Origin of the sequence: Mesorhizobium sp. M0848 (assembly GCF_040319805.1) — a bacterium.
Taxonomy (GTDB): Bacteria; Pseudomonadota; Alphaproteobacteria; order Rhizobiales; family Rhizobiaceae; genus Mesorhizobium.
The window spans coordinates 51,002-74,380 of record NZ_JAMYOM010000009.1; the positions used below are offsets into that span (position 1 = coordinate 51,002).

Sequence of the window (23,379 nt, forward strand, 5' to 3'; positions counted from 1 at the left end):
TGATGGTTCAGAAAGGGTCTAGCACATCACCAAGCGGTGAAAAGGGGCGGTGTGATGACGCGGCTCAGCGCGGCGCCTGCAAAAGCGCCAGCAGTGCGTCCTCGTCACGCTGTGCCGCGATGCGGATCCTTTCACTGGCGACATCGTCGAAGGCTGCGGCGATGCGAGTGGAAAGCGCAAAAACCCATGTTTTTTCGAAGAGACCGCGCAGAGCGGGCCGTCTTGCCAAGGTCTGCATCGCCGCCGCCGCCTTGGCTGAATAGAGCAATACCGCGTCGGCAGGTTGCCCGGACAGGCGTTCGAGGATGACTTCGTCCGGATAGCCCACTGTCAGCGTGTCATAGGTCTCGACGGCGTGGACCCGAACGCCCGCCGTCCCGAGCCTCTGTTCGAACGCCGGAAAACGCACGCGCCCGCAGAGGTAGACAATCGTCTTTCCAGAAAAATCGGCGGCGAGCCTGTCGGCCAGCGCCTCCGCATCGCCCGGGCCTTCACTGACCGACAAAAACCCCGCTCGACGCGCCGCTTGCGCCGTCCTTTTGCCGACCGCATGGCAAGGCAAGGCGGCGAGCGTCGCGATGATTTCTTCCGGCGCATGGCGCACGGCATTGGCGCTGGTGACGGCCACCGCGACGGCATTGTCCGGGATCAGTCCGGCGGCGACAGGCAACGCCTTTGTTTCGGTCAGGGGCAAAAGAACCGGCTGAAAGCCCGTCTCCTCAAGCCGACGCGCAGTGCGCGAAGCACCCGGTTCCGGCCTGGTGACCAGGACGCGAAGCATTTCAGAGCCAGCCGTCGAAGAACTTTTCGCCGGCCTTGGCACGCACGCTCCGGGCTGCTTCACCGCCGATGCTGGCGGCGTCTTGCGCCGGTCCCTGCAGCTCGACCGTGTACGATTGCGTCCCGTCGGGCGAGATGATCAGCCCGGCAAAAGACAGTTTTTCGGCCTCGATCGCTGCATAGCCGGCGATCGGCGTGCGGCAGGAGCCATCCAGCGCCGCCAGGAAGGCACGCTCGCAGGCCAGCGCCTGGCCGGTCGGCACATCATGGACGGCTGCCAGCATCTTTTCGACATCGCGGTCGCCGATACGGGTTTCGATGCCGATCGCGCCTTGCCCCGGCGCCGGCGGGAAGACATCGAGCGGTATCAGATCGGTGACGACATGCTCGAGCCCAAGCCGCTTCAGCCCGGCATAGGCCAGGATCGTGCCGGCGGCGACGCCTTCTTCAAGCTTGCGCAGCCGCGTCTGCACATTGCCGCGGAACATCACCACGTCGAGATCCGGCCGCATCCGGCGGATCAGCGCTTGCCGCCGCAGCGACGACGACCCGACTTTCGCCCCGCGCGGCAGTTCGGCGATCGTCTTCGCCGCCTTGCCGACAAAGGCGTCGCGTGCGTCCTCGCGCGGCAGGAAGGCCGAGAGTTCGAGACCGTCGGGCAGTTGCGTCGGCATGTCCTTCGACGAATGCACGGCGATATCGATCCGGCCCGCCAGCAGCGCCTCCTCGATCTCCTTGGTGAACAGGCCCTTGCCGCCGGCTTCCGACAGCGGCCGGTCCTGGATGCGGTCGCCGCTGGTCGAGATGACGACCACCTCGAACGCCTCCGCCGGCATGCCATGCGCGGCCATCAGCCGCGCCTGTGCTTCATGCGCCTGTGCCAGCGCCAGCGGGCTGCCGCGTGTTCCGATTCTCAAGATTGTTTGCATGGCGCGCAGTCCGTGATAACCCCCCGGCAAGCGAGGCTTTTCCGGGGTTCTCCTAACGGGGAAAGCCCCATGATACAATCTTTAGGGACAGCGACGAATTGATCCGCGTGCTGGGCATAGAGACGAGTTGTGACGAGACCGCCGCCAGCGTGGTGGCCATCGACGGCGACGCCGCGCCAAAAATCCTGTCCAACATCGTGCTCAGCCAGATCGAGGAGCATGCCGCGTTCGGCGGCGTCGTGCCGGAAATCGCCGCGCGTGCCCATGTCGAGGCGCTGGACGGCATCATCGAGGCGGCGCTTGCCGATTCGGGCACGGCGCTCGCCGATATCGACGCGATTGCCGCCACAGCCGGTCCCGGCCTGGTCGGCGGGCTGATCGTCGGGCTGATGACCGCCAAGGCAATCGCCGCGGCGGCGAACAAGCCGCTGATCGCCATCAACCACCTCGAAGGCCATGCGCTGACCGCAAGGCTGACCGACGGGCTCGACTTTCCCTATCTCTTGCTGCTGGTCTCCGGCGGCCATACGCAAATCGTCGCCGTGCGCGGCGTCGGCGACTACCAGCGCTGGGCAACGACCATCGACGACGCGCTGGGCGAAGCCTTCGACAAGACGGCCAAGATGCTCGGCCTGGCCTATCCCGGCGGACCGAATGTCGAGAAGGCGGCACAGGCCGGCAATGCCTCGCGCTTTGCCTTTCCGCGCCCGATGAAGGGCTCGGCCCAGCCCGACTTCTCCTTCTCCGGCCTCAAGACCGCCGTGCGCCAGGCGGCGAGCGCCATTGCGCCGCTGAGCGACCAGGATGTCGCCGACATCTGCGCTTCGTTCCAGGCGGCGGTCGCCGATGCGCTGGCCGACCGCGTTTCCCGCGCGCTGAAGCGCTTTCGCGAGACATTTCCCGGCACGAAAAACCCGGCCCTCGTCGTTGCCGGTGGTGTCGCCGCCAACCGCACGATCAAGATCATGCTGGAGCGGCTCTGTGCCGAGACCGGCTTCACCTTCATTGCGCCACCGCTGAAGCTTTGCACCGACAATGCGGCGATGATCGCCTGGGCCGGCATCGAGCGGCTGCGCGCCGGCATGGCGCAGGAAAACGGCTTCGATTTCGTGCCGCGCTCGCGCTGGCCGCTGGACAGCATCTCGGCGCCGATGGTCGGCTCCGGCCGGCGCGGAGCCAAGGCATGAACGAGCGCGCAATGAGCGGCAACGACACCGCGCCAAGCGGCTGGCGCGTTGCCGTGCTCGGCGGCGGGGCCTGGGGCACTGCCTTGGCCTTGGCCATGCTGCGCGCCGGGCATTTCGTCCGCCTTTACGCGCGCGACCCGGAGACCGTCGCCGCGATCGACCGTGGCGAAAATCCGCGCTATCTGCCGGGCATTACGCTCCAGCCCGGCATCGTGGCGACCAGCAACGTCCAAGCCGCGCTCGACGGTGCCGACTGCGTGCTGGCGGTGACGCCGGCCCAGTCGCTGCGGACTACGCTGGCGGCAGCGAAGGACCATATGCCGGCCGGTGTCCCGCTGGTTATGTGTGCCAAGGGCATCGAAAGCGAGACCGGCGCCTTGCTGTCGGCGATCGTCGAAGAAATCCTGCCGCTAAATCCGGTTGCCGCTCTGTCGGGTCCGAGCTTCGCCACCGACGTCGCCCGCGGCCTGCCGACGGCCGTTGTGGTCGCTGCCCGCGACGAGGCATTGGCCGCCGATCTCGCCGCCCGCTTTTCCGCCGAAAACCTACGCTGCTATTCGAACGACGACCTGATCGGCGTCGAGATCGGCGGCGCCTTGAAGAACGTCTTCGCCATTGCCGCAGGTGCTGTCGCTGGCGCGGGTCTCGGCGCCAGCGCCCAGGCCGCAATGGTGACGCGCGGCTTTGTCGAACTGCGCCGCATCGGCGCTGCCTTCGGCGCCAGGCCCGAGACGCTGATGGGGCTTTCCGGCCTTGGCGACCTGCTGCTGACCTGCTCGTCCACCCAGTCGCGCAATTTCGCCTATGGTTTGGCGCTCGGGCAAGGCAAGCCGCTTGCCGGATTGCCGCTGGCCGAAGGCGTGCCGACGGCGGCGATCGCTGCCCGCATCGCCACCGAGCGCAACATCGACGCGCCGATCATTGCCGCCGTCGCCGCCATACTGGACGGTGCCATCACCGTCCGGCAGGCTGTGACGGCCTTGATGACCCGGCCGCTGAAGACCGAAACCAACGATTGATCCCCAACCTTGAACCCGAGACCAGGAGAGAGAACCATGCTGTTTGCTGTAATTTGCAAGGACAAGCCCGGAAGCCTGCAGGTGCGCCTCGACACGCGGCCCGAGCATATTGCCTTTCTCGAAGGGTTGAACGGCGACAAGAAGCTGGCCTTCGCTGGTCCGTTCCTTGATGCCGAGGGCAAGCCCAATGGCAGCCTCGTGGTCGTCGAAGCGCCCGACCTGGCAGGTGCGCAGGCTCTGTCGGCGGCCGACCCCTACGCCAAGGCCGGGCTGTTCGAAAGCGTCGAAATCCGCCCGTGGAACTGGACGTTCAACAAGCCGGCGGCTAGTTAATCCCGGTCGCCGCGCGACTCCTAGGAGGAGAAAGACATGAACTACTGGCTGTTCAAATCCGAGCCATTCAAGTTCTCCTTCGAGATGCTGAAGGCCAAGGGCAAGGCCGGTACGCAATGGGACGGCGTGCGCAACTACGCCGCGCGCAACAACATGAAGGCCATGCGGATCGGCGATCTCGGCTTCTTCTACCATTCCAACGAAGGGCTGAACGTCGTCGGCATCGCTGAAGTCTGCGCGCTTGCCCATCCCGACACCACCTCGGACGATCCGCGCTGGGAATGCGTCGACATCCGCGCCGTAAGGGATGTGCCGAACCCGCCGACGCTGGAACAGGTCAAGGCCAATCCGAAGCTTGCCGACATGGCGCTGGTGCGGCTCGGCCGGCTTTCCGTGCAGCCGGTGACGCCGGCCGAATGGAAGGAAGTCTGCCGCATGGGCGGCTTGACGCCGGCTCCGTGACGGCGCTGACGCCCAACAGCGCGAGGCAATTCATTCTCGACAACACGGCGCTGATGGCGCCGCCGCACGTGCCGGAGATCCTGCTTCATCTTGCCGACGAAGCGCATGATTTGTGGCAGCGGACCGAGGATGAGCTGGTCGAGATCGGCCTGCCACCGCCTTTCTGGGCCTTTGCCTGGGCCGGCGGCCAGGGCCTTGCCCGCTATGTCCTGGACAATCCCGGCACGGTGCGGGGCAAGCGCGTGCTCGACTTCGCTTCCGGCTCCGGCCTCGTCGCCATCGCTGCCGCCAAGGCAGGTGCCGCCAAGGTGATCGCAACCGACATCGATCCGTTCTGTGCCACCGCGATCCGGCTCAACAGCGAGATCAACGGTGTCGGGACCGAATTCCTCGGCACGGATTGCATCGGCACCGATGCAGGTTGGGACGTGGTCCTGGCCGGTGATGTTTTCTACGACAAATCTTTCGCGGACCGGCTGATGCCATGGTTCGCAACGCTGAAGGCCCGCGGCGCCGAGATCCTCGTCGGCGATCCCGGACGGTCGTATCTGCCGAAGGCAGGGCTGGAGCCGCTTGCGGTCTATGAGGTGGCCGTCACGCGGGCACTGGAGGATGCGCTCGTCAAGCATACTACTGTCTGGCGGTTTGCTTGACGCCAACGCCGAACAGGCGTTCCATCAAGTTCGCATCTGGAGGGGGAAGCTCATGGATTTTTCAGCAGTGAACTGGCTGGCGGTGATCGCCGCCGCAATTCTGGCATGGCTGTTCGGCGCCGCTTGGTACATGGGCCTGAGCAAGCCGTGGCTGAAAGCCGCCAAGCTCGATCCGGCGACGATGAAGAAATCGCCGCTGCCCTTCGTCATCAGCTTCATCGCCGAACTGGTCATGGCGTACATATTGGCGCTGGTCGTCGGCGCGATGACCGGCGGCGAGCCGACATGGATTGCCGGCCTGGTCTTCGGCTTCGTGCTCTGGCTGGGTTTCGTCGCCACGACGCTCTCGGTCAACCATCGCTACGAGAATTTCGGCTGGGACCTGACCCTCATCGACGGCGGCCACTGGCTCGGCGTGCTGCTGATCATCGGCGCCGTGATCGGCTGGTTCGGCGCGGCGGCAACCTGATCAAGAAGGGAGTAGGGCAGTAAGGCAGTAGGGGAATAGGGGCAAACGGCACCGACTGCAATCCCTACTGCCCTACTGCCCTACTGCCCTACTGCCCTACTGCCCTTTGTCCGTGGTCCGCGTCTTGGCGACTTCCTCGAGCATCCATTCGCGAAAGGCGACGATGCGCGGATCGTCGCCGGTATTTTCGGGATAGACCAGGAAGTAGGCGAACTCGGGCGCCACCCGCAGGCCGAGTTCGAAAGGCTGCACCAGCCTGCCCAGGGAAAGGTCGTTCGCCACCATGGCGAAATCGGCGAGCGCAACGGCATTGCCGTCGAGCGCTGCCTGGACGGCATCCGTGGAGTTTCCGAAGACGACGGTCCGGCTGTCGTCGAAATCATTGATGCCTGCCGCCGCCATCCACATCCGCCAGTTGGGCCATGTCACGCCTTGCCGCGACCATTCGATATGCGCAAGCGTGTGATTGAAGAGGTCGCGCGGCTCACGCAGCGGCGGACCGGACGTCAAAAGGCTCGGGCTGCACACCGGAATGAGGATGTTGTCGAACAGCCGGTGGGTGCGAAGACCCGGATATTTCCCGGCGCCAAAACGGATGCCGACATCGATGTCATCGAGTTCGAAATCCCGCACTTCATAGGCAATGTCGAATCGCAATTCGATATCTGGGTGATGCTTGCGAAAATCGTCGACGCGTCGCATCAGCCATTTTGACGCGAACTGCGCGTCGAGCGTTACCTTCAAAAGGGCGGTGCCGCGCGCCAGCTTCTGCGCCCGCGAAACGGCCCGGCCAAGCAGGTCGAGCGCGTCGGCCGAGGCGTCGAACAGCACCGTCCCCGCCTCGGTGAGCCGGATGGTGCGGCTGGTGCGTGTGAACAGCACCAGCCCGAGTTGATCCTCGATTTCCTTGATCTGATGGCTGACGGCGGCCGGTGTCAGGCCGAGCTCGTCGGCGGCGCGGGTGAAATTGAGGTGCCGGGCCGCTGCTTCCAGCGTCCTCAAGGCACGAGTCCCGGGCAGAAGACGAGCCATCCTATCCTCAAATAAAACTTGATGATCCAGAGAAAACTACTCGTTTCTCGCAGGGATTTCAATCTGGCATGATCCCATCATCGACACATCATCAAGCCGGATTTGATATCCGGAGACAACGGATCATAACCATGTCCATCATCGTTTTGAATTCATCGACACCCCGCCCGGCCTGGCTGGCCGAAACCCTCGACTGGCTGCGCCACGCCCGGGTCGCGATACGCCTCGCCCGCCGCGACATTGCCTACCAGGACGTCGAGGATCTCTCCGATCGCCAACTGCGCGATATCGGCGGCGAGCGCCGTGACGTCGCTCGCGCAATGGACAGAGAACTTGGCCGGCTGGGCCTGCTCGACATCGGTTGGCAGAAACCTGGTCGTAGGGGAATAGGGGAATAGGGGAATAGGAAAAATTAAGGCTGCGCCGGGACTGTCCCTACTCCCCTACTCCCCTACTCCCCTACTCCCCTACTCCCCTATTCCCCTATTCCCCTATTCCCCTACTCCCCTACTCCCCTACTCCCCTACTCCCCTACTATCTTACCACCCTCACCACCGTCCGATCCGACAGCAGTGGCAGCAGTCGCGCCATCGTACGAGCCGTGACAGCCACACAGCCTTGCGTCGGCGTGAAGCCGGGGCGCGCCAGATGGAAGAAGATGGCGCTGCCGCGCCCGCGCCGGCGCGGCGACAGGTTCCAGTCGAGCACAAGACAGGCGTCGTAGAGCCGGTCGTCGCGCCGCATGCGTTCGTGGCTGGCGCCATAGGGTATCTTGACGGGCCTGTTGTAGTTGCGGTCGTCAGGCACTTCGCACCAGCCCAGATCGGGCCCGATCGGCGTCATCGCCAGACGGGTCCTGCGGCCGCTGGAGAACTGATCTCCCCGGAAATACCCCGACAGTATCCGCATCGCGGCCAGCGGCGTGGCGCCATCGCCTTCGCGCTTGCCGGCCGAGATGCCACCGCGCCCCAACGCACAGGCAAACACCGTTTTCCCGGCCTGCAGCAGGCCCTGGCTTGAATGCCCAGGCCTGGCCCGCACGGTCAGCACACGCAGCCCTTTTCGCAAAATTGCGCCGGCTGCATTGCGATCGTGTTTTTTCTTGTATGATCGTGCCACGGAACAAATCACTGTGAACGGCTGTTGCGCCGGTCAGCTTCCGCATAAACAGGCAGCGGTCAACTGAATTTTCTTTTCAAAACAACGGATTGATCCATGACTTCACGCACCATACTGATCGTCGACGATGATGATGACCTGCGCGGCACACTGGTCGAGCAATTGTCCCTTTATGAGGAATTCGACGTGCTGCAGGAATCGACTGCGGCAAAAGGTGTCGCCGCAGCGCGCGGCGGCCTCATTGATCTGCTCATCATGGACGTCGGGCTGCCCGACATGGATGGCCGCGAAGCGGTGAAGATCCTGCGCAAGGGCGGTTACAAGGCGCCCATCATCATGCTGACCGGTCACGACACCGATTCGGATACGATTCTTGGTCTCGAGGCCGGCGCCAACGACTATGTGACGAAGCCGTTCCGCTTTGCCGTGCTGCTGGCGCGCATTCGGGCGCAGCTGCGCCAGCATGAGCAGAGCGAGGACGCCACCTTCTCGGTCGGGCCCTATACTTTCAAGCCCAGCCAGAAACTGCTGCTTGACCCGCGCGGCGGCAAGGTGCGGCTGACGGAGAAGGAAGCCTCGATTATCAAATATCTTTATCGCGCCGACCAGAAGGTGGTGACGCGCGACGTGCTGCTCGAGGAGGTGTGGGGCTACAATTCCGGTGTCACCACGCACACGCTGGAAACCCATGTCTACCGGCTGCGCCAGAAGATCGAGCGCGATCCTTCCAATGCGGAAATTCTTGTGACAGAAAGCGGCGGCTACAAGCTGGTTCCTTAAACATTTCATTATCCAATGAGCGGTCGGGCGGGGCCGCTTTCGGGTACGATCCAGTTGGAGGGTGGTTTGGATCGAACTCGCAGAGGAGGAGTCGGACTGTCGGTTCGGGGACATAGCTAGATGGCGCTGGATGACGACATCCGCGTCCTGTCCGCCGTGAGGCTCTTCGAGGGCTTCACGCAGGAACAATTGCGCCTGCTCGCCTTTGGCGCCGAGAACACCAGGCTGATTGCCAACCACAAGCTTTATCGCGAGGACGATGAGGCCGATTCCGCCTATATCGTCGTCAGTGGGCGCATCGTGCTCTACCGGGAGCAGGGTGGTGAACGCATCCCAATTGGCACGGCAGGCCCCGGCACAATCCTGAGCGAACTGGCGTTGATCGCCGACACCAACCGGTTGACCAGCGCCTCGGCCGAGATCGATTCCGAAGTGATGCGGCTCAGCCGCAAGATGTTCCGCCGCATCCTGGAGGAATATCCCGAGATCGCGGTCAAGCTCCACCAGCGCATCTCGGAGGAATTTCAGGCGATGATCCGCCGCATCGAGGAACTGGCGCCGCGCTTCTCTGGCTGAAGGCTGCCCGCCTGCGAAGCTGTTGTGTCGCGGCCAAAGGCGGAAGCGCGGCAGCGCTTTTCAACGACATTGGCCGCGATGACCTGATCGTGGCGCACTGCGGCCGGAGCGGGAATCGCCAAGGTTCGTTCATCCGGACGCCCGGATCCAGGGGCAAGGGTCCGTTGACAGGCATGAGGTGAAATCCTAAAGCACCTCGAAGGCGGCCGGCACAGCAGGCGCCATCACCACCAGGCTCCTGGGGGGAGCGAGCCATGCCATCAGGGCGGTACGAGACGATTATCTTGTATTCCCGCAATGACGCGTTCGGCGACGGATTAATCCGGATTCCGGCTTTGCGCGCCGCCAGAACGGCATTCCCCGATAGTTTCATCGTCTACGGAACCACCCGGTCGTCGTCCCTTGAACATAGCCTCAATCGCCATGCCGGCCATTTGGTCGATGCGATCAATGTGCGGACGCCCCTGGCGCGCCTGATCGCCGGTCACCGCAACGGCAAGGGGCGATTGGCCGTGGTCGATTTCCGCATCTCGGCGCGTTGGCTGCTTCAAGCCTCGGCATCACTGCTCGGCCGCGGCATCGCCTATGAGGCAAACTTTCCGGCTTTCGCCCTTTCCTGGCGCCTGGGCCAAAGGCCTGAAGCACGACCCGGGCACAATGCCTGGCGCTACCACCGCCTCATCGAACGCCTTGCCGGCAAGCGGCTGCCTTTCGATCATCGGCTGGAGCCTGGCCCGGCCGCGCGAGCGGCGGCCAGGGGCCTTGCGGACGGCAAGCATGCTCCGTTGATCATTATCGCGGCGCACGGCAGCGCCAGCAAGCGCATGTCGGCGGATCAGGTTGCCGCGATCGCCGACAGCCTGATCGCCGACGGGGCGGACCTTCTCTATGTGAAAACTCCCGGCGATGGTCCCGATATGGCTGAACTGGCTCAGCGCGTACCGAAGCTGCGGCTTGTCGATTCCGCCGCGATCGAGGGTGTCGATATCGGTGACATCTTGCTGGCGCTCGGCGAGTTTGCCGATCTTTACATCGGCGCCGAAGGCGGTACCGCACATCTCATGGCAACCGTGATGACGCCGATGGTTATCCTCAGTGGCGGCGCCAACATGGCCCGTTGGAGGCCGCTTTCGAACTGCGTGGACGTGATCGAATCCCGTCTTGCAAGCCCGACCGGCCTGGTCGCCGATGTGCCTGCGTCGACAATCGTCGAAGCGGCGCAACGGATGCTGGCGACGCGCCGCCGCGACCATCCCCATCTGCCGGATCTCGCAGGCCTGTCAGTCCAGCAATTTCGCGATAACGACATGCATGAAGACTTGAAGCGCGCGGTTTGAACTTGAATTCATTTGGCGCGCTTCGAAGCGCGTTGAGATTCAGGTCGGCCATTTGCAGGCCAGCCTCACCTGAACATCGACGCCATGGTATAATGGGTTCGGTGGGGCGAAGCGCTGCAATCATGGTGACCACCGGCACAATGCAGGCGAAGTTCTCGGCGGCAAATCTGGCGGCTGTCGTACTTTGGTTCCAGTGGAGTTCCTCTCAGTCCTCAATGAGAATAGCAATGCCAGAGAACAACGCGCTGAACACAAAGCATGGCGGCGAATGGATAATAGCCTGGCGCTTGGTCGTACTGGCGGCGACGGCGATTAATGTTGCGATGCTCTTAGCCGCGCTGTTCATCGCGCAAATTCGTGGCCTGGACGCTTGGATCTTTTATCGAGATCCATCTGCAGCCGCCGAAGTCGGCTTCTATACGGGGTGGATTTCGTCCCTGGGTGCTTCGCTATGGATCGGCACCGGCGCTGCCACCCTGTTTGCTGGCCTGCTCACGCATCGATGGGATTGCACGTTTCTCGGCGGTCTTACCCTGTTCTTGGGCCTCGATGACCTGTTGTTGATCCATGAGGACGTGCTGCCCATTGTAGGGATACCGGAGATCGTTCCGATGATTGTCTACGCCGCCGCCGGGTTGTTCTGGTTCTTTCGGCTGCGACGAAAGACATTCGACGGCACGATCGTCTTTGTGGCCGCAGGCTTCCTGCTCGCGATGTCAGCATCGATTGACCAGCTCGGAGAGCTGTTTCCTACCCCTGGTTCTGCGGCCGCCATCGCCGAAGACGTCGTCAAAGAGCTTGGCATCTTCCTTTGGGCGGCAGGTGCCGTTGGGTACGCGGCGATGGTGACACGATTGGGCCGTCCGTGGGTGGATCCAGCCGACTCCACCTCTACCGACTGACTGCCGCAGGCCCCGCATCTTCAAGCAGGCTAGTCCAGATCGAACCGCGCGATCACAGGCACATGGTCCGACGGGCGCTCCCAGCCGCGCGCCGGACGCAGGATTTCGTAGCCGGAAAAGCTGGGCACCAGGTTCGGCGACGACCAGACGTGGTCGAGACGGCGGCCGCGGTTGGACAGCTCCCAATCCTGCGCGCGATAGCTCCACCAGGTGTAGAGCTTCTGCTCATGCGGCACGTTGAGCCGCATCAGGTCGACCCAGTCGCCGGCGCGCCGCATCGCCTCGAAATTTTCTGTCTCGACCGGCGTGTGGCTGACCACGTTGAGCAATTGCTTGTGCGACCAGACGTCATGCTCGAGCGGGGCGATGTTGAGGTCGCCGACCAGCACCGAGCCGGACACCTCGTCATGTTCTGCCCGGATGGCATTCATCTCGGCAACGAAGTCGAGCTTGTGCTTGAACTTCCTGTTGATGACGGGATCCGGTTCGTCGCCGCCCGCCGGAACGTAGAAATTGTGGAGCAGGATCGCCTTGCCGCCGGCCCGCACCGTGACCGAGAGGTGCCGGCTGTCCTCGATTTCGCAAAAGCGTCGCTTTTCGACCACCTCGATCGGCCGCCGCGCCACCGTCGCGACGCCGTGGTAGCCCTTCTGGCCATGGAAGGCGATGTGCTCGTAGCCGAGCTTGCGGAAAGCCTTTTCGGGAAACAGTTCGTCGGGAACCTTGGTTTCCTGCAGGCACAGCACGTCGGGCGCATGCTCGACGAGCAGGCGCTCGACGATCGGCATGCGCAGGCGAACGGAGTTGATGTTCCAGGTGGCGATGGAGAAGGGCATTGGCAATCCAGGACAGCGTGCAGCCGGCCAGAACCGATGGGGTCCCGGCGGGGAAGACGCCTTTTGACGGAGTCAGCCCGGGAAATTGCCAGCCGCGGGCCGCAAAGACAAGCCGGGCCACGCCCGACGAGGCGCGGCCCGGTGCTTTCCACAGCTATTGAGCGTTTGAAGCCAGAGCAATTCCAGGAACAAGGAGTTGGAGCGGGTCGTCGTTCCCGTGAAACGGTGAACTGCTCTAGCGCGCCTTGTTGGTGTTGAGCTCGCGGTTCGCCGTGTAGTCGATGGCGAAAGTATCCGGCGCGAAGCTGACACCTTCCTTGGTGTTGAAGATCATCACCGTCGTATCCTTGCCCTGCGCGTCGGTGATCGTCCACTGCCGCAAATCGAAGGTTTTCGGATCGAACATCATGGTGATCCTCGAATTGCCGAACACCGATTTGTCGGCGAGCTGGATGGTGGTGAGGTCATCCTCCTGCTTGACGCTTTTGACGCGATCGCCGGAGAGGTCGATCCTGGTGTCGAGCAGCAGCTTCAGGGGCGTCTTCGACAGCGGATAGAGATCGGACGTGTTGAGCCTCTTGTTCAGGATGACCACCGATTTGCCGTCTGAAATCACCCGGAAATTCGAAGAGCCGTCATAGTTGAAGCGGATCTTGCCCGGCCGTTCAAGGAAGAACTTGCCGCCGGTCTGCTCGCCCTTGGGGCCGAACTGCACGAATTCGCCGCTCATCGATTTGACCGAGGAAAAGTGGTCGGCGATCTTCTGTGCCGCGGCCGGCACGGCCGCCTGCGCCGAGGCCAGCACCTGGAAGCCGGGTACCGCGTTGAAGGCTGCCGCCCCCGCAAACGCCAGGCCGAGGCCCAGCAACTGACGCCGGGAGGGAGCAAATGTGCTGAGCGCTGAAAGATCGTTTTTCATGTCGGTCACTCTCATCTGATTCCTGAGTTGTTCTGTGCTTGGACCCCCAGTTAGGCTGAAATTTGGCGGGTCAGGCGTCCCTTGGTCGCTTCAACGCCTTGAAAGGTTCAAGGTTGCCGGACCGGGATGTCACAAGGGTCAGGCTTTCTGGTCAGAACTTGTCCTCTTCGGTCGGCACCAGGATCTCGCGCTTGCCGGCATGGTTGGCCGGGCCGACGATACCTTCCTTCTCCATCTTCTCGATGATCGAGGCGGCGCGGTTGTAGCCGATGCCCAGCCGGCGCTGGATATAGCTGGTCGAGGCCTTGCCATCGCGCAGCACCACGGAGACCGCCTGATCGTAGGGATCGTCGGAATCCTCGAAATTGCTGTTGCCGCCACCGGACCCACCCTTGCCCGACGGCTCGTCGTCGTCCTCGCCGTCATCCTCGGTGATGGCGTCGAGGTATTCCGGCACGCCCTGCAGCTTCAGGTGCGCGACGATCTTCTCGACCTCTTCATCGGCGACGAACGGGCCGTGCACGCGCTGGATACGACCGCCGCCGGCCATGTAGAGCATGTCGCCCATGCCGAGCAGCTGCTCGGCGCCCTGCTCGCCCAGAATGGTGCGGCTGTCGATCTTGGACGTCACCTGGAAGGAGATGCGGGTCGGGAAATTGGCCTTGATGGTGCCTGTGATGACGTCCACCGACGGCCGCTGCGTCGCCATGATGACATGGATGCCGGCGGCGCGCGCCATCTGCGCCAAGCGCTGCACGGCGCCTTCGATGTCCTTGCCGGCGACCATCATCAGGTCGGCCATCTCGTCGATGATGACGACGATATAGGGCATCGGCTCGAGATCGAGGTTCTCGGTCTCGTAGATCGCCTCGCCGGTCTGGCGGTCGAAGCCGGTCTGCACGGTGCGTGAGATCTTCTCGCCCTTCTTGTCCGCCTGGCTGACGCGGGCGTTGAAGCCGTCGATGTTGCGCACGCCGACCTTGGACATCTTGCGGTAGCGGTCCTCCATCTCTCGCACGGTCCATTTCAGCGCCACCACCGCCTTCTTCGGATCGGTGACGACGGGCGTGAGCAGATGCGGGATGCCGTCATAGACAGAGAGTTCCAGCATTTTCGGATCGATCATGATCAGCCGGCAATCCTGCGGCGTCAGCCGGTAGAGCAGCGACAGGATCATGGTGTTGATGGCGACCGACTTGCCCGAGCCGGTGGTGCCGGCGACAAGCACGTGCGGCATCTTGGCGATGTCGACGATGACCGCCTCGCCATTGATGGTCTTGCCCAGCGCCAGCGCCAGCTTGGCCTTCGTCGTCTCGAAATCGCGGCTGGCCAGAATCTCTCTGAGATAGACGGTTTCGCGCTTGGCGTTCGGCAGTTCGATGCCGATGGCGTTGCGGCCTGGCACCACGGCGACGCGGCAGGCAATGGCGCTCATCGAGCGGGCGATGTCGTCGGACAGGCCGATGACGCGTGACGATTTGATGCCGGGCGCCGGTTCGAGCTCATAGAGGGTGACCACCGGGCCCGGACGGACGGCGATGATCTCGCCCTTGACGCCGAAATCCTCCAGCACGCCTTCGAGCAGGCGGGCGTTCTGTTCCAGCGCGTCCTTGGACAGGCTGGCGTCGCGCACCACGTTCTTCGGTTCGGAGAGGAAGTGCAGCGACGGCATTTCGAACTTTTCCGAGCCGATCAGCGATGTCTGCGCCTCGCGCTGCACACGGGCGCCGGGCACGGGGCGCGCCGCCGGCGCCTCGACGCGGGTGGCTGCGTCGGAGCGGAACGGCTGTACCTTGGCGGTCGACGCGCCGCGGCGTTGCACGACAGGTTCATCGTCGAAATCGGCATCCTCGCCCGCATTGTCGAAGCGGTCCTCGAAGATATCGGCATCGTCGGGATCGAGCGAGACGCTGCGGTCATTGACCATGGCGGCGAAGAATTCGGGCTCGACGCGGGCGCGGCCATCCTGGCTCATCCGCTGCTCGGCAAACTCGGCCGATTCGACCCGTTCTGCGGCGCGCCGCCAAGCGGTGGAGCGCTGCTCCATCTCCGGCTCGTACTCGTCCCGCTCCTGCCTGCGGCGCACGGCGCGGCGGTGCATCCACGCGCGCAGCGACAGCCACCAATGAGTAATTGCCCCGAGTGCCAGGATGCCCTCGTCGCCCTCGTCCTCGTCATTGTCGAACAGAAGGTCGTCCTCGCGCGGATCGGCGGCGGGCTCGTCCTCCATCACGGCGAAGCCGTTCTTGCGTCCGATCAGCGCCGAGCCATGGGCGAAGAGCCACAGTGCGGGCGCGGCCAGCAGGATGGCGATGATGCTGGCGATCAGCCCGGTCGGATAGCCGCCGATGACGACGCCGGGGATCTTCAGCACCATGTCGCCGAACACACCGCCGAGGCCGGTGGGCAGCGGCCAGGTCTTGGGCGGCACAACGCAGCCGACCATCGCCGCGGCCAGCAGCGCGAAGCCGAACCAGGTCAGCCCGCGCTTGGGCAGCCTGTCGACACCGCGCGCGGAAAACAGCAGGAAGCCCCAGATGACCGTCGGAACCAGGGCCGCGACGGCGGCGAGGCCGAAGAACTGCATGGCCAGGTCGGAGAACACGGCACCCGCATAGCCCATGGCGTTGGTGACGGTGTTGTTCGTCGCGTGGGAGAAACTCGGATCGGCGACATTCCAGGTGGCAAGGCTGGCAACGCCAAAGGCGGCTAGCGCGAACAGGCCGACGCCGACCAGCCGCCCGACCTGACGCCGCGCGAACGCCTGGATGCCGTGCCCTGTACCGGCCAGCGCGAGCGGTGCTGAAGCCCCTGAACGCATGCTCTTCCCCGTCTGTCGTGGACTCGCCGGGTGCGTGGGCGCATTCCGGCAGATTCGGGTCTCAGACTATCGGTGGGAAGGTTAAGGGCGCATTAACTATAAGAGGTTGAGACGCTCAAACCTCATTACCGCCGGTTGAGCCGTATGAAGCAATGACGGACGAGGGAGCTTCCATCGAACGACACAATGGCGGGCTGCCGCCCCGCCATTGTCGTCTGGAACAAGGATCGGGCCTCGGCCCGATCGCGGCAAATCAGTTGGCGCCGCCGAGCGCCTGCACATTGGCGCAGAATTCCGCATACGGCTTGCTCATCGCCGCATCCTGGCATTCCTTCTTCATCGCTTCCTGCTTTTCCATCGGCATGGCCATGAAAGCTGTCTTGAAATCCGCCATCGGCTTCATGGTTTTCATGCCGGAATCCGTGAAGAACGGCGCCATGTTGTCGGGCTCATCCAGAGCACCGGCAAATGCCACGCCGCCGATCATGGAAAGAGCAAGCGCTCCGAGGCAGATGTTCTTGAGGTTCATGAGATGGTTTCCTTCCCTGTTGTTGGCACGAGCGTCAGAACGACGATCGCCTCCACTGTTCGGAACCAGAGCGGTCGTTGTTTCCTCAAAAAACCTGATCACACGAACGTGATTGCGTGAAGCCGGGCATTGCCGGAACGGCTTGCCAAAAAAAGAGGCCCGGAGGTGATCCGGGCCTCAATGCGTGAACTCCTTTCGGGAGCGTCACGACGGGATGGGAGAATACGAGGCGGCCGAGGCCGCCTCGCACAGGGCTTACGAGTGATAGGCCGCTTCGCCATGCGAGGTGAGGTCGAGGCCTTCGCGCTCTGCGTCGGCTGTCGGACGCAGGCCGATGATCAGGTCGACGATCTTGTAGAGGATGGCGCTGCCGATACCCGACCATAGCAGGGTCACCAGGACACCCTTGGCCTGCGCCAGGAGCTGGGTGGCCGTGCCGGCATAGCCGGCAGCAAAGTCGGCCGTCGAATAGTCGACAATGCCGGCGCCACCGAGGGCAGGATTGACCAGGATGCCTGTGCCGAGCGCGCCGATGATGCCGCCGATGCAGTGGACGCCGAAGACATCAAGGCTGTCGTCGTAGTCGAACGCGTTCTTCACCACCGAGACGAAGAAGTAGCAGACGAAGGTGGCGACGATGCCGAGCACGATGGCGCCCATCGGGCCGGCAAAGCCGGCAGCGGGCGTGACGGCGACGAGGCCGGTCACCGCACCCGAAACAGCACCAAGCATGGAGGCTTTGCCGCGCAGCAGCGATTCAAGCACGATCCAGGTCACCGCCGCCGCCGCCGTGGCGACGAAGGTATTGATCATGGCCAGCACCGCATAGGCGTTCGCTTCAAGGTTCGAACCGGCGTTGAAGCCAAACCAGCCAACCCACAGCAGCGAAGCACCGACCATGGTCAGCGTCATCGAGTGCGGCGCCATGAGATCCTTCTTGTAGCCGCTGCGCTTGCCGATCATGAGCGCGCCGACGAGGCCGGCAATGCCCGCATTGATGTGAACGACCGTGCCGCCGGCGAAGTCAATGGCGCCGAAGCTGAAGATGAGGCCGGTCGGATCGCTATAAGCGCTCGGGCCGCCCCAGAACCAGACCATATGAGCGATCGGGAAGTAGATGAAAGTGACCCACAGGATCACGAAAAGGATCAAAGCGGAGAATTTGACGCGTTCGGCGAAGGCGCCGACGATCAGGGCCGGCGTGATGCAGGCGAAGGTCATCTGGAAGACGACGAACACCAGTTCAGGAATGGCGACACCCTTGGTAAAGGTTTCCGACAGGGTCGTCACATCGACGCCGGAGAGAAACATCTTGGAAAGGCCGCCGACGAAGGCGTTGCCCGGGGTGAAGGCGAGGCTGTAGCCGTAGAAAACCCAGATGATCATGACCACGCTGGTGATGGTGAAGACCTGCATCAGCACTGAGAGCATGTTCTTGCTGCGAACCAGGCCGCCGTAGAAAAGCGCAAGACCGGGAACCGTCATCAACAGCACCAGAACGGTGGAAACCATCATCCACGTGGTGTCGCCCTTGTCGACGGTGAAAGCTGGCGCTGCTGCAGCCGCGGCGGGAGCCGCTTCCTGCGCGAATGCGGCGACCGTGCCCAATGCTCCGAGCGCGAACGAGCCGAGCAGCGCGGAGCGCGCCGCTGACTTCAAGGTGGAAGGAATATTCATTGAACTCTCCATTGGAATACGTGATCGCCGCTCAGAGCGCGTCGGTGTCTGTTTCGCCGGTGCGGATGCGCACCGCCTGATCGATGCCGAAAACGAAGATCTTGCCGTCGCCGATCTGGCCGGTCTTGGCGGCGGCGGTGATGGCTTCGACAGCCTTGTCCACCATGTCGGAACTGACGGCGACTTCGATCTTGATCTTCGGCAGGAAGCTGACCGCGTATTCCGCCCCGCGATAGATTTCCGTATGCCCTTTCTGACGCCCGTAGCCTTTGACTTCGGTGACGGTCAGGCCCTGGATGCCGACGGCGGTAAGCGCTTCGCGTACCTCGTCGAGCTTGAACGGCTTGATGATTGCCATCACAATTTTCATAAGGTTTCACCCTTCGCTGTTGCGGTCCCCCGCGTTTGCACACCTTCACCGATCCTAAAAAGCCGGAGAGTGCCCACGAGGATTCAAGCTCCGTGCCAAGTGCCGAAGCAGGGTGTTAACCCATTGTAAACAAAGAGATTAGGGAGCACATCGACGCAACCTGCCCACAGCTGCGGCGGTGCATATGCCTAAAACTTAGGCAATTTTTGGAAAATGCCTACTCTGCAGGCGATCGCTTGAGCCGGATCAGCCCTTCCTGCGCAACCGAGGCGATCAGCGTGCCGTCGCGGGCAAATAGCGACCCGCGTGTAAAGCCGCGCGACCCCTGTGTCGACGGGCTGTCCTGCGTATAGAGCATCCAGTCGTCGAGCGCATGGCTGCGATGAAACCACATAGCGTGGTCGAGGCTCGCCGCCTGGATATCGCGATCGAAAATGGCACGGCCATGCGCGAAGGTCGATGTGTCGAGCAGCGTCATGTCGGAGAGATAGGCGAGCACCGCCGCCTGGATGGCGCGGTCCGCCGGCACCGGACCGGTGGTGCGGATCCAGATATTCTGCTTCGGCTCCAGCTTTTCGCGGCTGGTGTAATGCTTCAGCATCACCGGTTTCATCTCGATCGGCCGGTCGCGCTCCCAGTAGCGTTTGATGCCATCGGGCACCGCCTCGCCGAATTTGCCCAGCAATTCGCGTTGCGACAGCAATGTGTCCGGCCCCGGAACGTCCTGCGGCATCGGCACCTGGTGCTCGAGACCGAGCTCGTCCTGCTGGAACGAGGCTTCGAGCGAAAAGATCGCCTGGCCGTGCTGGACCGCCACCACGCGCCGCGTGGTGAAGGAGCCGCCGTCGCGAATACGGTCGACCTCGTAGACGATCGGCACCTTGGTGTCGCCGGGCCGCATGAAATAGCCGTGCAGCGAATGCACGTGCCGATCGGGATCCACTGTCCGCTGCGCCGCCACCAGCGCCTGGGCGATGGTCTGGCCGCCGAACACGCGCTGCCAGTCGAGCAAGGGGCTGCGACCACGATACAGATTGTGTTCCAGCTTCTCGAGGTCGAGAATGCCGAGAAGCTCGTCCATGGCTGCCGTCATATTTCGCGCCCTCACCGCAGAAGTGTTATGGCGGTTTCCGACAGGACGGACAGGCAGTCAAGGGTGCAGGACCCGGCGGCGCGCAGGAGCGAAGATGATGGAACGCAAGGCGGACACGAAAACCGGGGCAAACGCGAAAACAAGATCTGGGCTCGATGTCCTGGTCGCCGGCGCCGGCTATGTCGGCCTGGCCGCCGCCGTATCGCTGAAGCAGGCGCGACCGGATCTCGCCATCGCTCTCGTCGATGCCGCACCTGCTGGCGCCTGGCAAAGGGATGGCCGCGCCTCGGCCATTGCCGCCGCCGCCTGCCGCATGCTCGACCAGCTCGGCGTGTGGGCCGAGATCGTGCCCCAGGCGCAGGCGATCACCGAGATGATCATCACCGATTCGCGCACTGCCGATCCGGTGCGTCCGGTCTTCCTGACCTTCGACGGCGAAGTGGCGCCGGGCGAGCCTTTTGCGCATATGGTCGCCAACAGGGTGCTGAACGGCGCCTTGCGGGCCAGTGCCGAAAAACTCGGCATCGACATCATCGAAGGCGTCGCCGTGCAGGGGTTCGAGACCAACGGCGCCGGCATCACCGTGCATCTCGCCGACGGCGCGACGCTGAAGGCCCGGCTGCTGGTCGCCGCCGACGGCGTCAACTCGAAGCTGCGCGACATGGCCGGCATCAAGACGGTGAAGTGGGAATATGGCCAGTCCGGCATCGTCTGCACGGTGGCGCATGAACGCCCGCACAATGGTCGCGCCGAAGAGCATTTCCTGCCGGCTGGCCCCTTCGCCACATTGCCGCTCAAGCCCGGCGAGGACGGCACCAACCGCTCGTCGATCGTCTGGGTCGAGCGTACGCCCGATGCGGAGAAGCTGGTGGCCGGTGACGATCTCCTCTTCGAACACGAGCTCGAGCAGCGTTTTGGCCTGAAGCTTGGCGAGATCCGCGTTGCCGACAAGCCGCGCGCCTGGCCGCTCGGCCTGACCATTGCGCGCGCCTTCGTCGCACCCCGCGTCGCGCTCGCCGGCGATGCCGCCCACGGTATCCACCCGATCGCCGGCCAGGGCCTCAATCTCGGCTTCAAGGATGTCGCGGCCCTTGCCGAGGTGATCGTCGAGGCCGACCGGCTCGGCCGGGATATCGGCGCGCTCGACGTGCTCGAGCGCTACCAGCAGTGGCGCCGCTTCGACACGGTGCAGATGGGTGTCACCACCGACGCGCTGAACCGGCTGTTTTCCAACGATATCGGCCCGCTGCGCACCGTCCGCGACATCGGCCTCGGCCTCGTCGAACGCATGCCGCGCCTGAAGGAATTCTTCATCCGCCAGGCGTCGGGACTGTCCGCCGGCACGCCAAGACTGTTGAAGGGCGAGGCGATTTGAGCCGCCGCCAGCATCCCCAACGTCGTCATCCTTGGGCGTAGCGACGCGAAGCGGAGCGAAGACCCAAGGATCCATGCCGCGACCTTGGCTGAAGAATGCAGCGGAGCAGAATTCTGCACCGTGGTGACGCGTTTGAGTCGCGGCATGGATCCCGGGGTCTGCGCCGCGTCGCTTCGCTCCTTGCTCCGCCCCAGGATGACGAAAGCGATGGGCGTTTCCGCCAATCGCCAAGGTATGCGATCAATTGACCTCAAAACCCAGCTTTTGCCGCAGCCGCAATATCCTCTGGTCGGATATTTCGAGGCGTTTCTCGCCGCCCTGGGCGGCGCGGTTGACCATCTGCAGCAGATCGTTTCGCTCGGCGACATCCAGACGCTCGCGCAGGAACGGCGCCAGTCTGTCGATGACGATTGTGGTGTCGTCGATCTGTGACGCCGCCCATTTGGCGTAGACCACCGCTTCGTCCGTTTTCTTCTTGTCGGCGATCTCGGAAATCACGGCGCGGATGACGGCCTCGCGCTGCGGCAGTATGGGCCCATCCTCGGAGACGATCGACGTGATCAGCGTAGCCGCCGCTACGACCGGATCATCGATCGCCGTCAGCGGCGACAGCGCTGCCTGCTTGCGCAGCTTCTTGCGGCGGATGTTGCCCTGTACGCGCCCGACAACGTCCGCAACGTCACGAGCCGCGTCGTTCATCGCCTTCATCCGGTACCACCAGAACGCTGCCGCGCCCATCACGCCAAGGATAGCAATCAGGAAAGGCATGTCGAAATCCCCAAGAACCCCGGCGACGATAGGAGAACTCTCGCCTTGCTTCAACACGCAAAGTTGCGCACGAAATGAACCAGGACGATCGTTCAATCGAATGTCTTGGTTTCCGCGTGGCTGTAGCACATGGCGGGGGCTATGACCCCGGCACATCGTAGATCGCCCGCACCTCGACAGTGCCTATTTCGGCCAGCGGGATCTCGCCAGCGATCTCCAGCGCCTGGTCGAGATTGTCCGCCTCGATCATGACGAAGCCGAGCAACTGCTCCTTGGTTTCGGCGAACGGGCCGTCGGTGATCAGCCGCTTGCCCTGGCGTCGCCGCACGGTTCTGGCTGTTTTCACCGATTGCAGCGCCTGCGCGACGATCAGCAGGCCACGCTGATCCAATGAGCGGTCATGAGCCATCGAATCGGCATCGAGCTTGGCCAGACGCTCCGGCGTCATGGCATGGAGGTCGTTTTCCTCGCCATAGACCAGACAGACATATTTCATTTCCAGCTCCCTTGCTGTGACGAACCATAGGCGATCACGGTATCGGTTGAGTCCTTGCCGGCAGCAACATGGTCGAGAAGGCTGACCGCAATGCCGATAATGGCAATTGCCGCAATCAGCCGGCCGAAGCCGGAGGGCGGCACATGCAGCGGGTCGCGTTCCCCTAGATCAGCCCTTCGGCCGGTGCTTGTCCAATGGGCAGAAAACAGAATGTTCATCCGAACCTCCATCCGCCACGAGAATCCGTGGTCGCCCGCAGGACGGTCGGGGCCGATGCAAGTCGACATTTTTGCACGCACATTTTTTCAAAAAAAGATTCGGCGCGGTCCGCCGGCGTTGCATGCGCGCGCAAACAGCGCGGTGGCCTTCCCTCGCGCCCGCGCTATAGTTGGGAGGAACGCCGCCTGGCCGGCGCCACCGCTGTAACAAGGAGGAATTCATGGACCGCACCGCAAACGCCATCTGGAAAGGCGATCTGAAAGGGGGCACAGGCACGCTCGACACCCAGAGCGGGACCCTGAAAGGCACGCCCTATTCGTTCAAGGCACGCTTCGAGGACGAAAGCGGCAAATCCGGCACCAATCCGGAAGAACTTATCGCCGCCGCGCACGCCGGCTGCTTTGCCATGCAGTTTTCGCATTTCCTGGCCGAGAACGGCACCCCCGCCGCCGAACTCGACGCCAAGGCCGTGGTGACGCTGGTTCCCGGCACGGGGATCACCGGCAGCGCACTCACCGTGGTCGGCAATGTGCCCGGCATCGATGCGGCGAAGTTCACGGAGCTGGCCGAGAAGGCCAAGGCCGGATGCCCGGTCTCGAAGGCGCTCGGCGCCATAAACGTATCGCTCGACGCCAGGCTCGGCTGAAAACGCTGCATCCGGTGTGAAGACCCGGCGCGAACGCCCAGGCGCGCGCCGG

The 23,379-nt window shown here is 63.4% G+C and carries 27 protein-coding genes; 13 read left to right on the top strand and 14 right to left on the bottom strand.

All coding sequences use genetic code 11. The features are described from left to right. Positions 1–64: 64 nt before the first annotated feature. Positions 65–781 carry a uroporphyrinogen-III synthase gene (locus tag NKH95_RS12335; protein WP_352891657.1) on the bottom strand — a complete coding sequence of 239 codons (717 nt, stop codon included), beginning with the start codon at positions 779–781 and terminating at the stop codon, positions 65–67. A 1-nt stretch (position 782) separates the two neighbouring features. Continuing rightward, on the bottom strand, positions 783–1,709 hold the full coding sequence (gene hemC, locus NKH95_RS12340) for a hydroxymethylbilane synthase (RefSeq protein WP_352678978.1): 927 nt from the start codon (positions 1,707–1,709) through the stop codon (positions 783–785). A gap of 101 nt (positions 1,710–1,810) precedes the next feature. On the opposite strand from hemC, the gene tsaD reads away from it, so the two are divergent. From tsaD to NKH95_RS12370, 6 genes are read left to right on the top strand one after another with little or no spacing between them, the layout of a single operon-like run. Further along, complete coding sequence (tsaD, locus tag NKH95_RS12345) at positions 1,811–2,896, top strand: tRNA (adenosine(37)-N6)-threonylcarbamoyltransferase complex transferase subunit TsaD (RefSeq protein ID WP_352891713.1); 1,086 nt, start codon at positions 1,811–1,813, stop codon at positions 2,894–2,896. Next, positions 2,893–3,915: an NAD(P)H-dependent glycerol-3-phosphate dehydrogenase gene (locus tag NKH95_RS12350; RefSeq protein WP_352891658.1), complete on the top strand. Its 1,023-nt coding sequence runs from the start codon at positions 2,893–2,895 to the stop codon at positions 3,913–3,915. The genes tsaD and NKH95_RS12350 overlap by 4 nt, the downstream gene beginning before the upstream one ends. A gap of 36 nt (positions 3,916–3,951) precedes the next feature. Continuing rightward, complete coding sequence (locus NKH95_RS12355) at positions 3,952–4,248, top strand: YciI-like protein (RefSeq protein WP_127296565.1); 297 nt, start codon at positions 3,952–3,954, stop codon at positions 4,246–4,248. 36 nt (positions 4,249–4,284) lie between these two features. Then, positions 4,285–4,710 (top strand): EVE domain-containing protein, encoded by a 426-nt coding sequence (locus NKH95_RS12360; protein WP_352797744.1) that lies wholly within the window; start codon positions 4,285–4,287, stop codon positions 4,708–4,710. Continuing rightward, positions 4,665–5,363 carry a class I SAM-dependent methyltransferase gene (locus tag NKH95_RS12365; RefSeq protein ID WP_352891660.1) on the top strand — a complete coding sequence of 233 codons (699 nt, stop codon included), beginning with the start codon at positions 4,665–4,667 and terminating at the stop codon, positions 5,361–5,363. Before NKH95_RS12360 ends, NKH95_RS12365 begins: the two co-directional genes overlap by 46 nt. Positions 5,364–5,415: 52 nt before the next feature. Then, on the top strand, positions 5,416–5,832 hold the full coding sequence (locus tag NKH95_RS12370; protein WP_352891661.1) for a DUF1761 domain-containing protein: 417 nt from the start codon (positions 5,416–5,418) through the stop codon (positions 5,830–5,832). A 96-nt stretch (positions 5,833–5,928) separates the two neighbouring features. Here NKH95_RS12370 and gcvA read toward each other — a convergent pair whose 3' ends face one another. Further along, positions 5,929–6,864, bottom strand: a complete 936-nt coding sequence (gene gcvA / locus NKH95_RS12375) for a transcriptional regulator GcvA (protein ID WP_023811236.1) — start codon at positions 6,862–6,864, stop codon at positions 5,929–5,931. A 131-nt stretch (positions 6,865–6,995) separates the two neighbouring features. On the opposite strand from gcvA, the gene NKH95_RS12380 reads away from it, so the two are divergent. Further along, positions 6,996–7,262 carry a hypothetical protein gene (locus NKH95_RS12380; protein ID WP_023811237.1) on the top strand — a complete coding sequence of 89 codons (267 nt, stop codon included), beginning with the start codon at positions 6,996–6,998 and terminating at the stop codon, positions 7,260–7,262. Positions 7,263–7,398: 136 nt separating this feature from the next. Here NKH95_RS12380 and NKH95_RS12385 read toward each other — a convergent pair whose 3' ends face one another. Continuing rightward, on the bottom strand, positions 7,399–7,935 hold the full coding sequence (locus NKH95_RS12385) for a L,D-transpeptidase family protein (RefSeq protein WP_206638052.1): 537 nt from the start codon (positions 7,933–7,935) through the stop codon (positions 7,399–7,401). 144 nt (positions 7,936–8,079) lie between these two features. Here NKH95_RS12385 and NKH95_RS12390 point away from each other — a divergent pair, with 144 nt between their 5' ends. From NKH95_RS12390 to NKH95_RS12405, 4 genes are all read left to right on the top strand, one after another. Next, positions 8,080–8,763 carry a response regulator transcription factor gene (locus NKH95_RS12390; protein WP_013528898.1) on the top strand — a complete coding sequence of 228 codons (684 nt, stop codon included), beginning with the start codon at positions 8,080–8,082 and terminating at the stop codon, positions 8,761–8,763. 120 nt (positions 8,764–8,883) lie between these two features. Continuing rightward, positions 8,884–9,339 (top strand): cyclic nucleotide-binding domain-containing protein, encoded by a 456-nt coding sequence (locus tag NKH95_RS12395; RefSeq protein ID WP_023811239.1) that lies wholly within the window; start codon positions 8,884–8,886, stop codon positions 9,337–9,339. 284 nt (positions 9,340–9,623) lie between these two features. Further along, positions 9,624–10,676 carry a glycosyltransferase family 9 protein gene (locus NKH95_RS12400; protein ID WP_352891662.1) on the top strand — a complete coding sequence of 351 codons (1,053 nt, stop codon included), beginning with the start codon at positions 9,624–9,626 and terminating at the stop codon, positions 10,674–10,676. Positions 10,677–10,798: 122 nt separating this feature from the next. Continuing rightward, positions 10,799–11,578, top strand: a complete 780-nt coding sequence (locus tag NKH95_RS12405; RefSeq protein WP_164892947.1) for a DUF8692 domain-containing protein — start codon at positions 10,799–10,801, stop codon at positions 11,576–11,578. Between the two features lie 29 nt (positions 11,579–11,607). Here NKH95_RS12405 and NKH95_RS12410 read toward each other — a convergent pair whose 3' ends face one another. From NKH95_RS12410 to tesB, 7 genes are all read right to left on the bottom strand, one after another. Further along, entirely contained in the window at positions 11,608–12,414 is an 807-nt protein-coding gene (locus tag NKH95_RS12410) for an exodeoxyribonuclease III (RefSeq protein ID WP_128304241.1), read from the bottom strand. A gap of 235 nt (positions 12,415–12,649) precedes the next feature. Beyond that, entirely contained in the window at positions 12,650–13,333 is a 684-nt protein-coding gene (locus NKH95_RS12415) for an outer-membrane lipoprotein carrier protein LolA (RefSeq protein ID WP_128304317.1), read from the bottom strand. A gap of 151 nt (positions 13,334–13,484) precedes the next feature. Beyond that, positions 13,485–16,154, bottom strand: a complete 2,670-nt coding sequence (locus NKH95_RS12420; protein WP_352772631.1) for a DNA translocase FtsK — start codon at positions 16,152–16,154, stop codon at positions 13,485–13,487. A gap of 253 nt (positions 16,155–16,407) precedes the next feature. Then, positions 16,408–16,683, bottom strand: a complete 276-nt coding sequence (locus NKH95_RS12425) for a hypothetical protein (RefSeq protein ID WP_023811245.1) — start codon at positions 16,681–16,683, stop codon at positions 16,408–16,410. Positions 16,684–16,938: 255 nt separating this feature from the next. Continuing rightward, positions 16,939–18,378 carry an ammonium transporter gene (locus NKH95_RS12430; RefSeq protein WP_502895218.1) on the bottom strand — a complete coding sequence of 480 codons (1,440 nt, stop codon included), beginning with the start codon at positions 18,376–18,378 and terminating at the stop codon, positions 16,939–16,941. Positions 18,379–18,391: 13 nt separating this feature from the next. Next, positions 18,392–18,730: a P-II family nitrogen regulator gene (locus NKH95_RS12435; protein WP_013892292.1), complete on the bottom strand. Its 339-nt coding sequence runs from the start codon at positions 18,728–18,730 to the stop codon at positions 18,392–18,394. Between the two features lie 217 nt (positions 18,731–18,947). Next, positions 18,948–19,823: an acyl-CoA thioesterase II gene (tesB, locus tag NKH95_RS12440; protein ID WP_352891663.1), complete on the bottom strand. Its 876-nt coding sequence runs from the start codon at positions 19,821–19,823 to the stop codon at positions 18,948–18,950. Between the two features lie 97 nt (positions 19,824–19,920). Here tesB and NKH95_RS12445 point away from each other — a divergent pair, with 97 nt between their 5' ends. Beyond that, positions 19,921–21,198, top strand: coding sequence for a ubiquinone biosynthesis hydroxylase (locus NKH95_RS12445; protein ID WP_352891715.1), 1,278 nt, complete (start codon positions 19,921–19,923; stop codon positions 21,196–21,198). Positions 21,199–21,438: 240 nt separating this feature from the next. On the opposite strand, the gene NKH95_RS12450 is transcribed toward NKH95_RS12445, so the two are convergent. The 3 genes from NKH95_RS12450 to NKH95_RS12460 all read right to left on the bottom strand — a co-directional run bounded on the left by NKH95_RS12450 (position 21,439) and on the right by NKH95_RS12460 (position 22,680). After that, a complete protein-coding gene (locus NKH95_RS12450) occupies positions 21,439–21,966 on the bottom strand; it encodes a hypothetical protein (RefSeq protein ID WP_352723301.1) in 528 nt (175 codons plus the stop codon). 139 nt (positions 21,967–22,105) lie between these two features. Further along, positions 22,106–22,462 carry a YciI family protein gene (locus tag NKH95_RS12455; protein WP_352891664.1) on the bottom strand — a complete coding sequence of 119 codons (357 nt, stop codon included), beginning with the start codon at positions 22,460–22,462 and terminating at the stop codon, positions 22,106–22,108. After that, entirely contained in the window at positions 22,459–22,680 is a 222-nt protein-coding gene (locus NKH95_RS12460) for a hypothetical protein (protein WP_352891665.1), read from the bottom strand. Before NKH95_RS12460 ends, NKH95_RS12455 begins: the two co-directional genes overlap by 4 nt. Before the next feature lie 221 nt (positions 22,681–22,901). Here NKH95_RS12460 and NKH95_RS12465 point away from each other — a divergent pair, with 221 nt between their 5' ends. Then, complete coding sequence (locus NKH95_RS12465) at positions 22,902–23,327, top strand: OsmC family protein (RefSeq protein ID WP_352891666.1); 426 nt, start codon at positions 22,902–22,904, stop codon at positions 23,325–23,327. The last annotated feature ends 52 nt before the right edge of the window (positions 23,328–23,379 follow it).

Bases quoted from the DNA above. Each gene is read 5' to 3' on its own strand.
- NKH95_RS12335 (WP_352891657.1), bottom strand. From the start codon at position 781: ATGCTTCGCGTCCTGGTCACCAGGCCGGAACCGGGTGCTTCGCGCACT.
- hemC (WP_352678978.1), bottom strand. From the start codon at position 1,709: ATGCAAACAATCTTGAGAATCGGAACACGCGGCAGCCCGCTGGCGCTG.
- NKH95_RS12350 (WP_352891658.1), top strand. From the start codon at position 2,893: ATGAACGAGCGCGCAATGAGCGGCAACGACACCGCGCCAAGCGGCTGG.
- NKH95_RS12355 (WP_127296565.1), top strand. From the start codon at position 3,952: ATGCTGTTTGCTGTAATTTGCAAGGACAAGCCCGGAAGCCTGCAGGTG.
- NKH95_RS12360 (WP_352797744.1), top strand. From the start codon at position 4,285: ATGAACTACTGGCTGTTCAAATCCGAGCCATTCAAGTTCTCCTTCGAG.
- NKH95_RS12365 (WP_352891660.1), top strand. From the start codon at position 4,665: ATGGAAGGAAGTCTGCCGCATGGGCGGCTTGACGCCGGCTCCGTGACG.
- NKH95_RS12370 (WP_352891661.1), top strand. From the start codon at position 5,416: ATGGATTTTTCAGCAGTGAACTGGCTGGCGGTGATCGCCGCCGCAATT.
- gcvA (WP_023811236.1), bottom strand. From the start codon at position 6,864: ATGGCTCGTCTTCTGCCCGGGACTCGTGCCTTGAGGACGCTGGAAGCA.
- NKH95_RS12380 (WP_023811237.1), top strand. From the start codon at position 6,996: ATGTCCATCATCGTTTTGAATTCATCGACACCCCGCCCGGCCTGGCTG.
- NKH95_RS12390 (WP_013528898.1), top strand. From the start codon at position 8,080: ATGACTTCACGCACCATACTGATCGTCGACGATGATGATGACCTGCGC.
- NKH95_RS12395 (WP_023811239.1), top strand. From the start codon at position 8,884: ATGGCGCTGGATGACGACATCCGCGTCCTGTCCGCCGTGAGGCTCTTC.
- NKH95_RS12405 (WP_164892947.1), top strand. From the start codon at position 10,799: ATGGTGACCACCGGCACAATGCAGGCGAAGTTCTCGGCGGCAAATCTG.
- NKH95_RS12410 (WP_128304241.1), bottom strand. From the start codon at position 12,414: ATGCCCTTCTCCATCGCCACCTGGAACATCAACTCCGTTCGCCTGCGC.
- NKH95_RS12415 (WP_128304317.1), bottom strand. From the start codon at position 13,333: ATGAAAAACGATCTTTCAGCGCTCAGCACATTTGCTCCCTCCCGGCGT.
- NKH95_RS12420 (WP_352772631.1), bottom strand. From the start codon at position 16,154: ATGCGTTCAGGGGCTTCAGCACCGCTCGCGCTGGCCGGTACAGGGCAC.
- NKH95_RS12425 (WP_023811245.1), bottom strand. From the start codon at position 16,683: ATGAACCTCAAGAACATCTGCCTCGGAGCGCTTGCTCTTTCCATGATC.
- NKH95_RS12435 (WP_013892292.1), bottom strand. From the start codon at position 18,730: ATGAAAATTGTGATGGCAATCATCAAGCCGTTCAAGCTCGACGAGGTA.
- tesB (WP_352891663.1), bottom strand. From the start codon at position 19,823: ATGACGGCAGCCATGGACGAGCTTCTCGGCATTCTCGACCTCGAGAAG.
- NKH95_RS12445 (WP_352891715.1), top strand. From the start codon at position 19,921: ATGGAACGCAAGGCGGACACGAAAACCGGGGCAAACGCGAAAACAAGA.
- NKH95_RS12450 (WP_352723301.1), bottom strand. From the start codon at position 21,966: ATGCCTTTCCTGATTGCTATCCTTGGCGTGATGGGCGCGGCAGCGTTC.
- NKH95_RS12455 (WP_352891664.1), bottom strand. From the start codon at position 22,462: ATGAAATATGTCTGTCTGGTCTATGGCGAGGAAAACGACCTCCATGCC.
- NKH95_RS12460 (WP_352891665.1), bottom strand. From the start codon at position 22,680: ATGAACATTCTGTTTTCTGCCCATTGGACAAGCACCGGCCGAAGGGCT.
- NKH95_RS12465 (WP_352891666.1), top strand. From the start codon at position 22,902: ATGGACCGCACCGCAAACGCCATCTGGAAAGGCGATCTGAAAGGGGGC.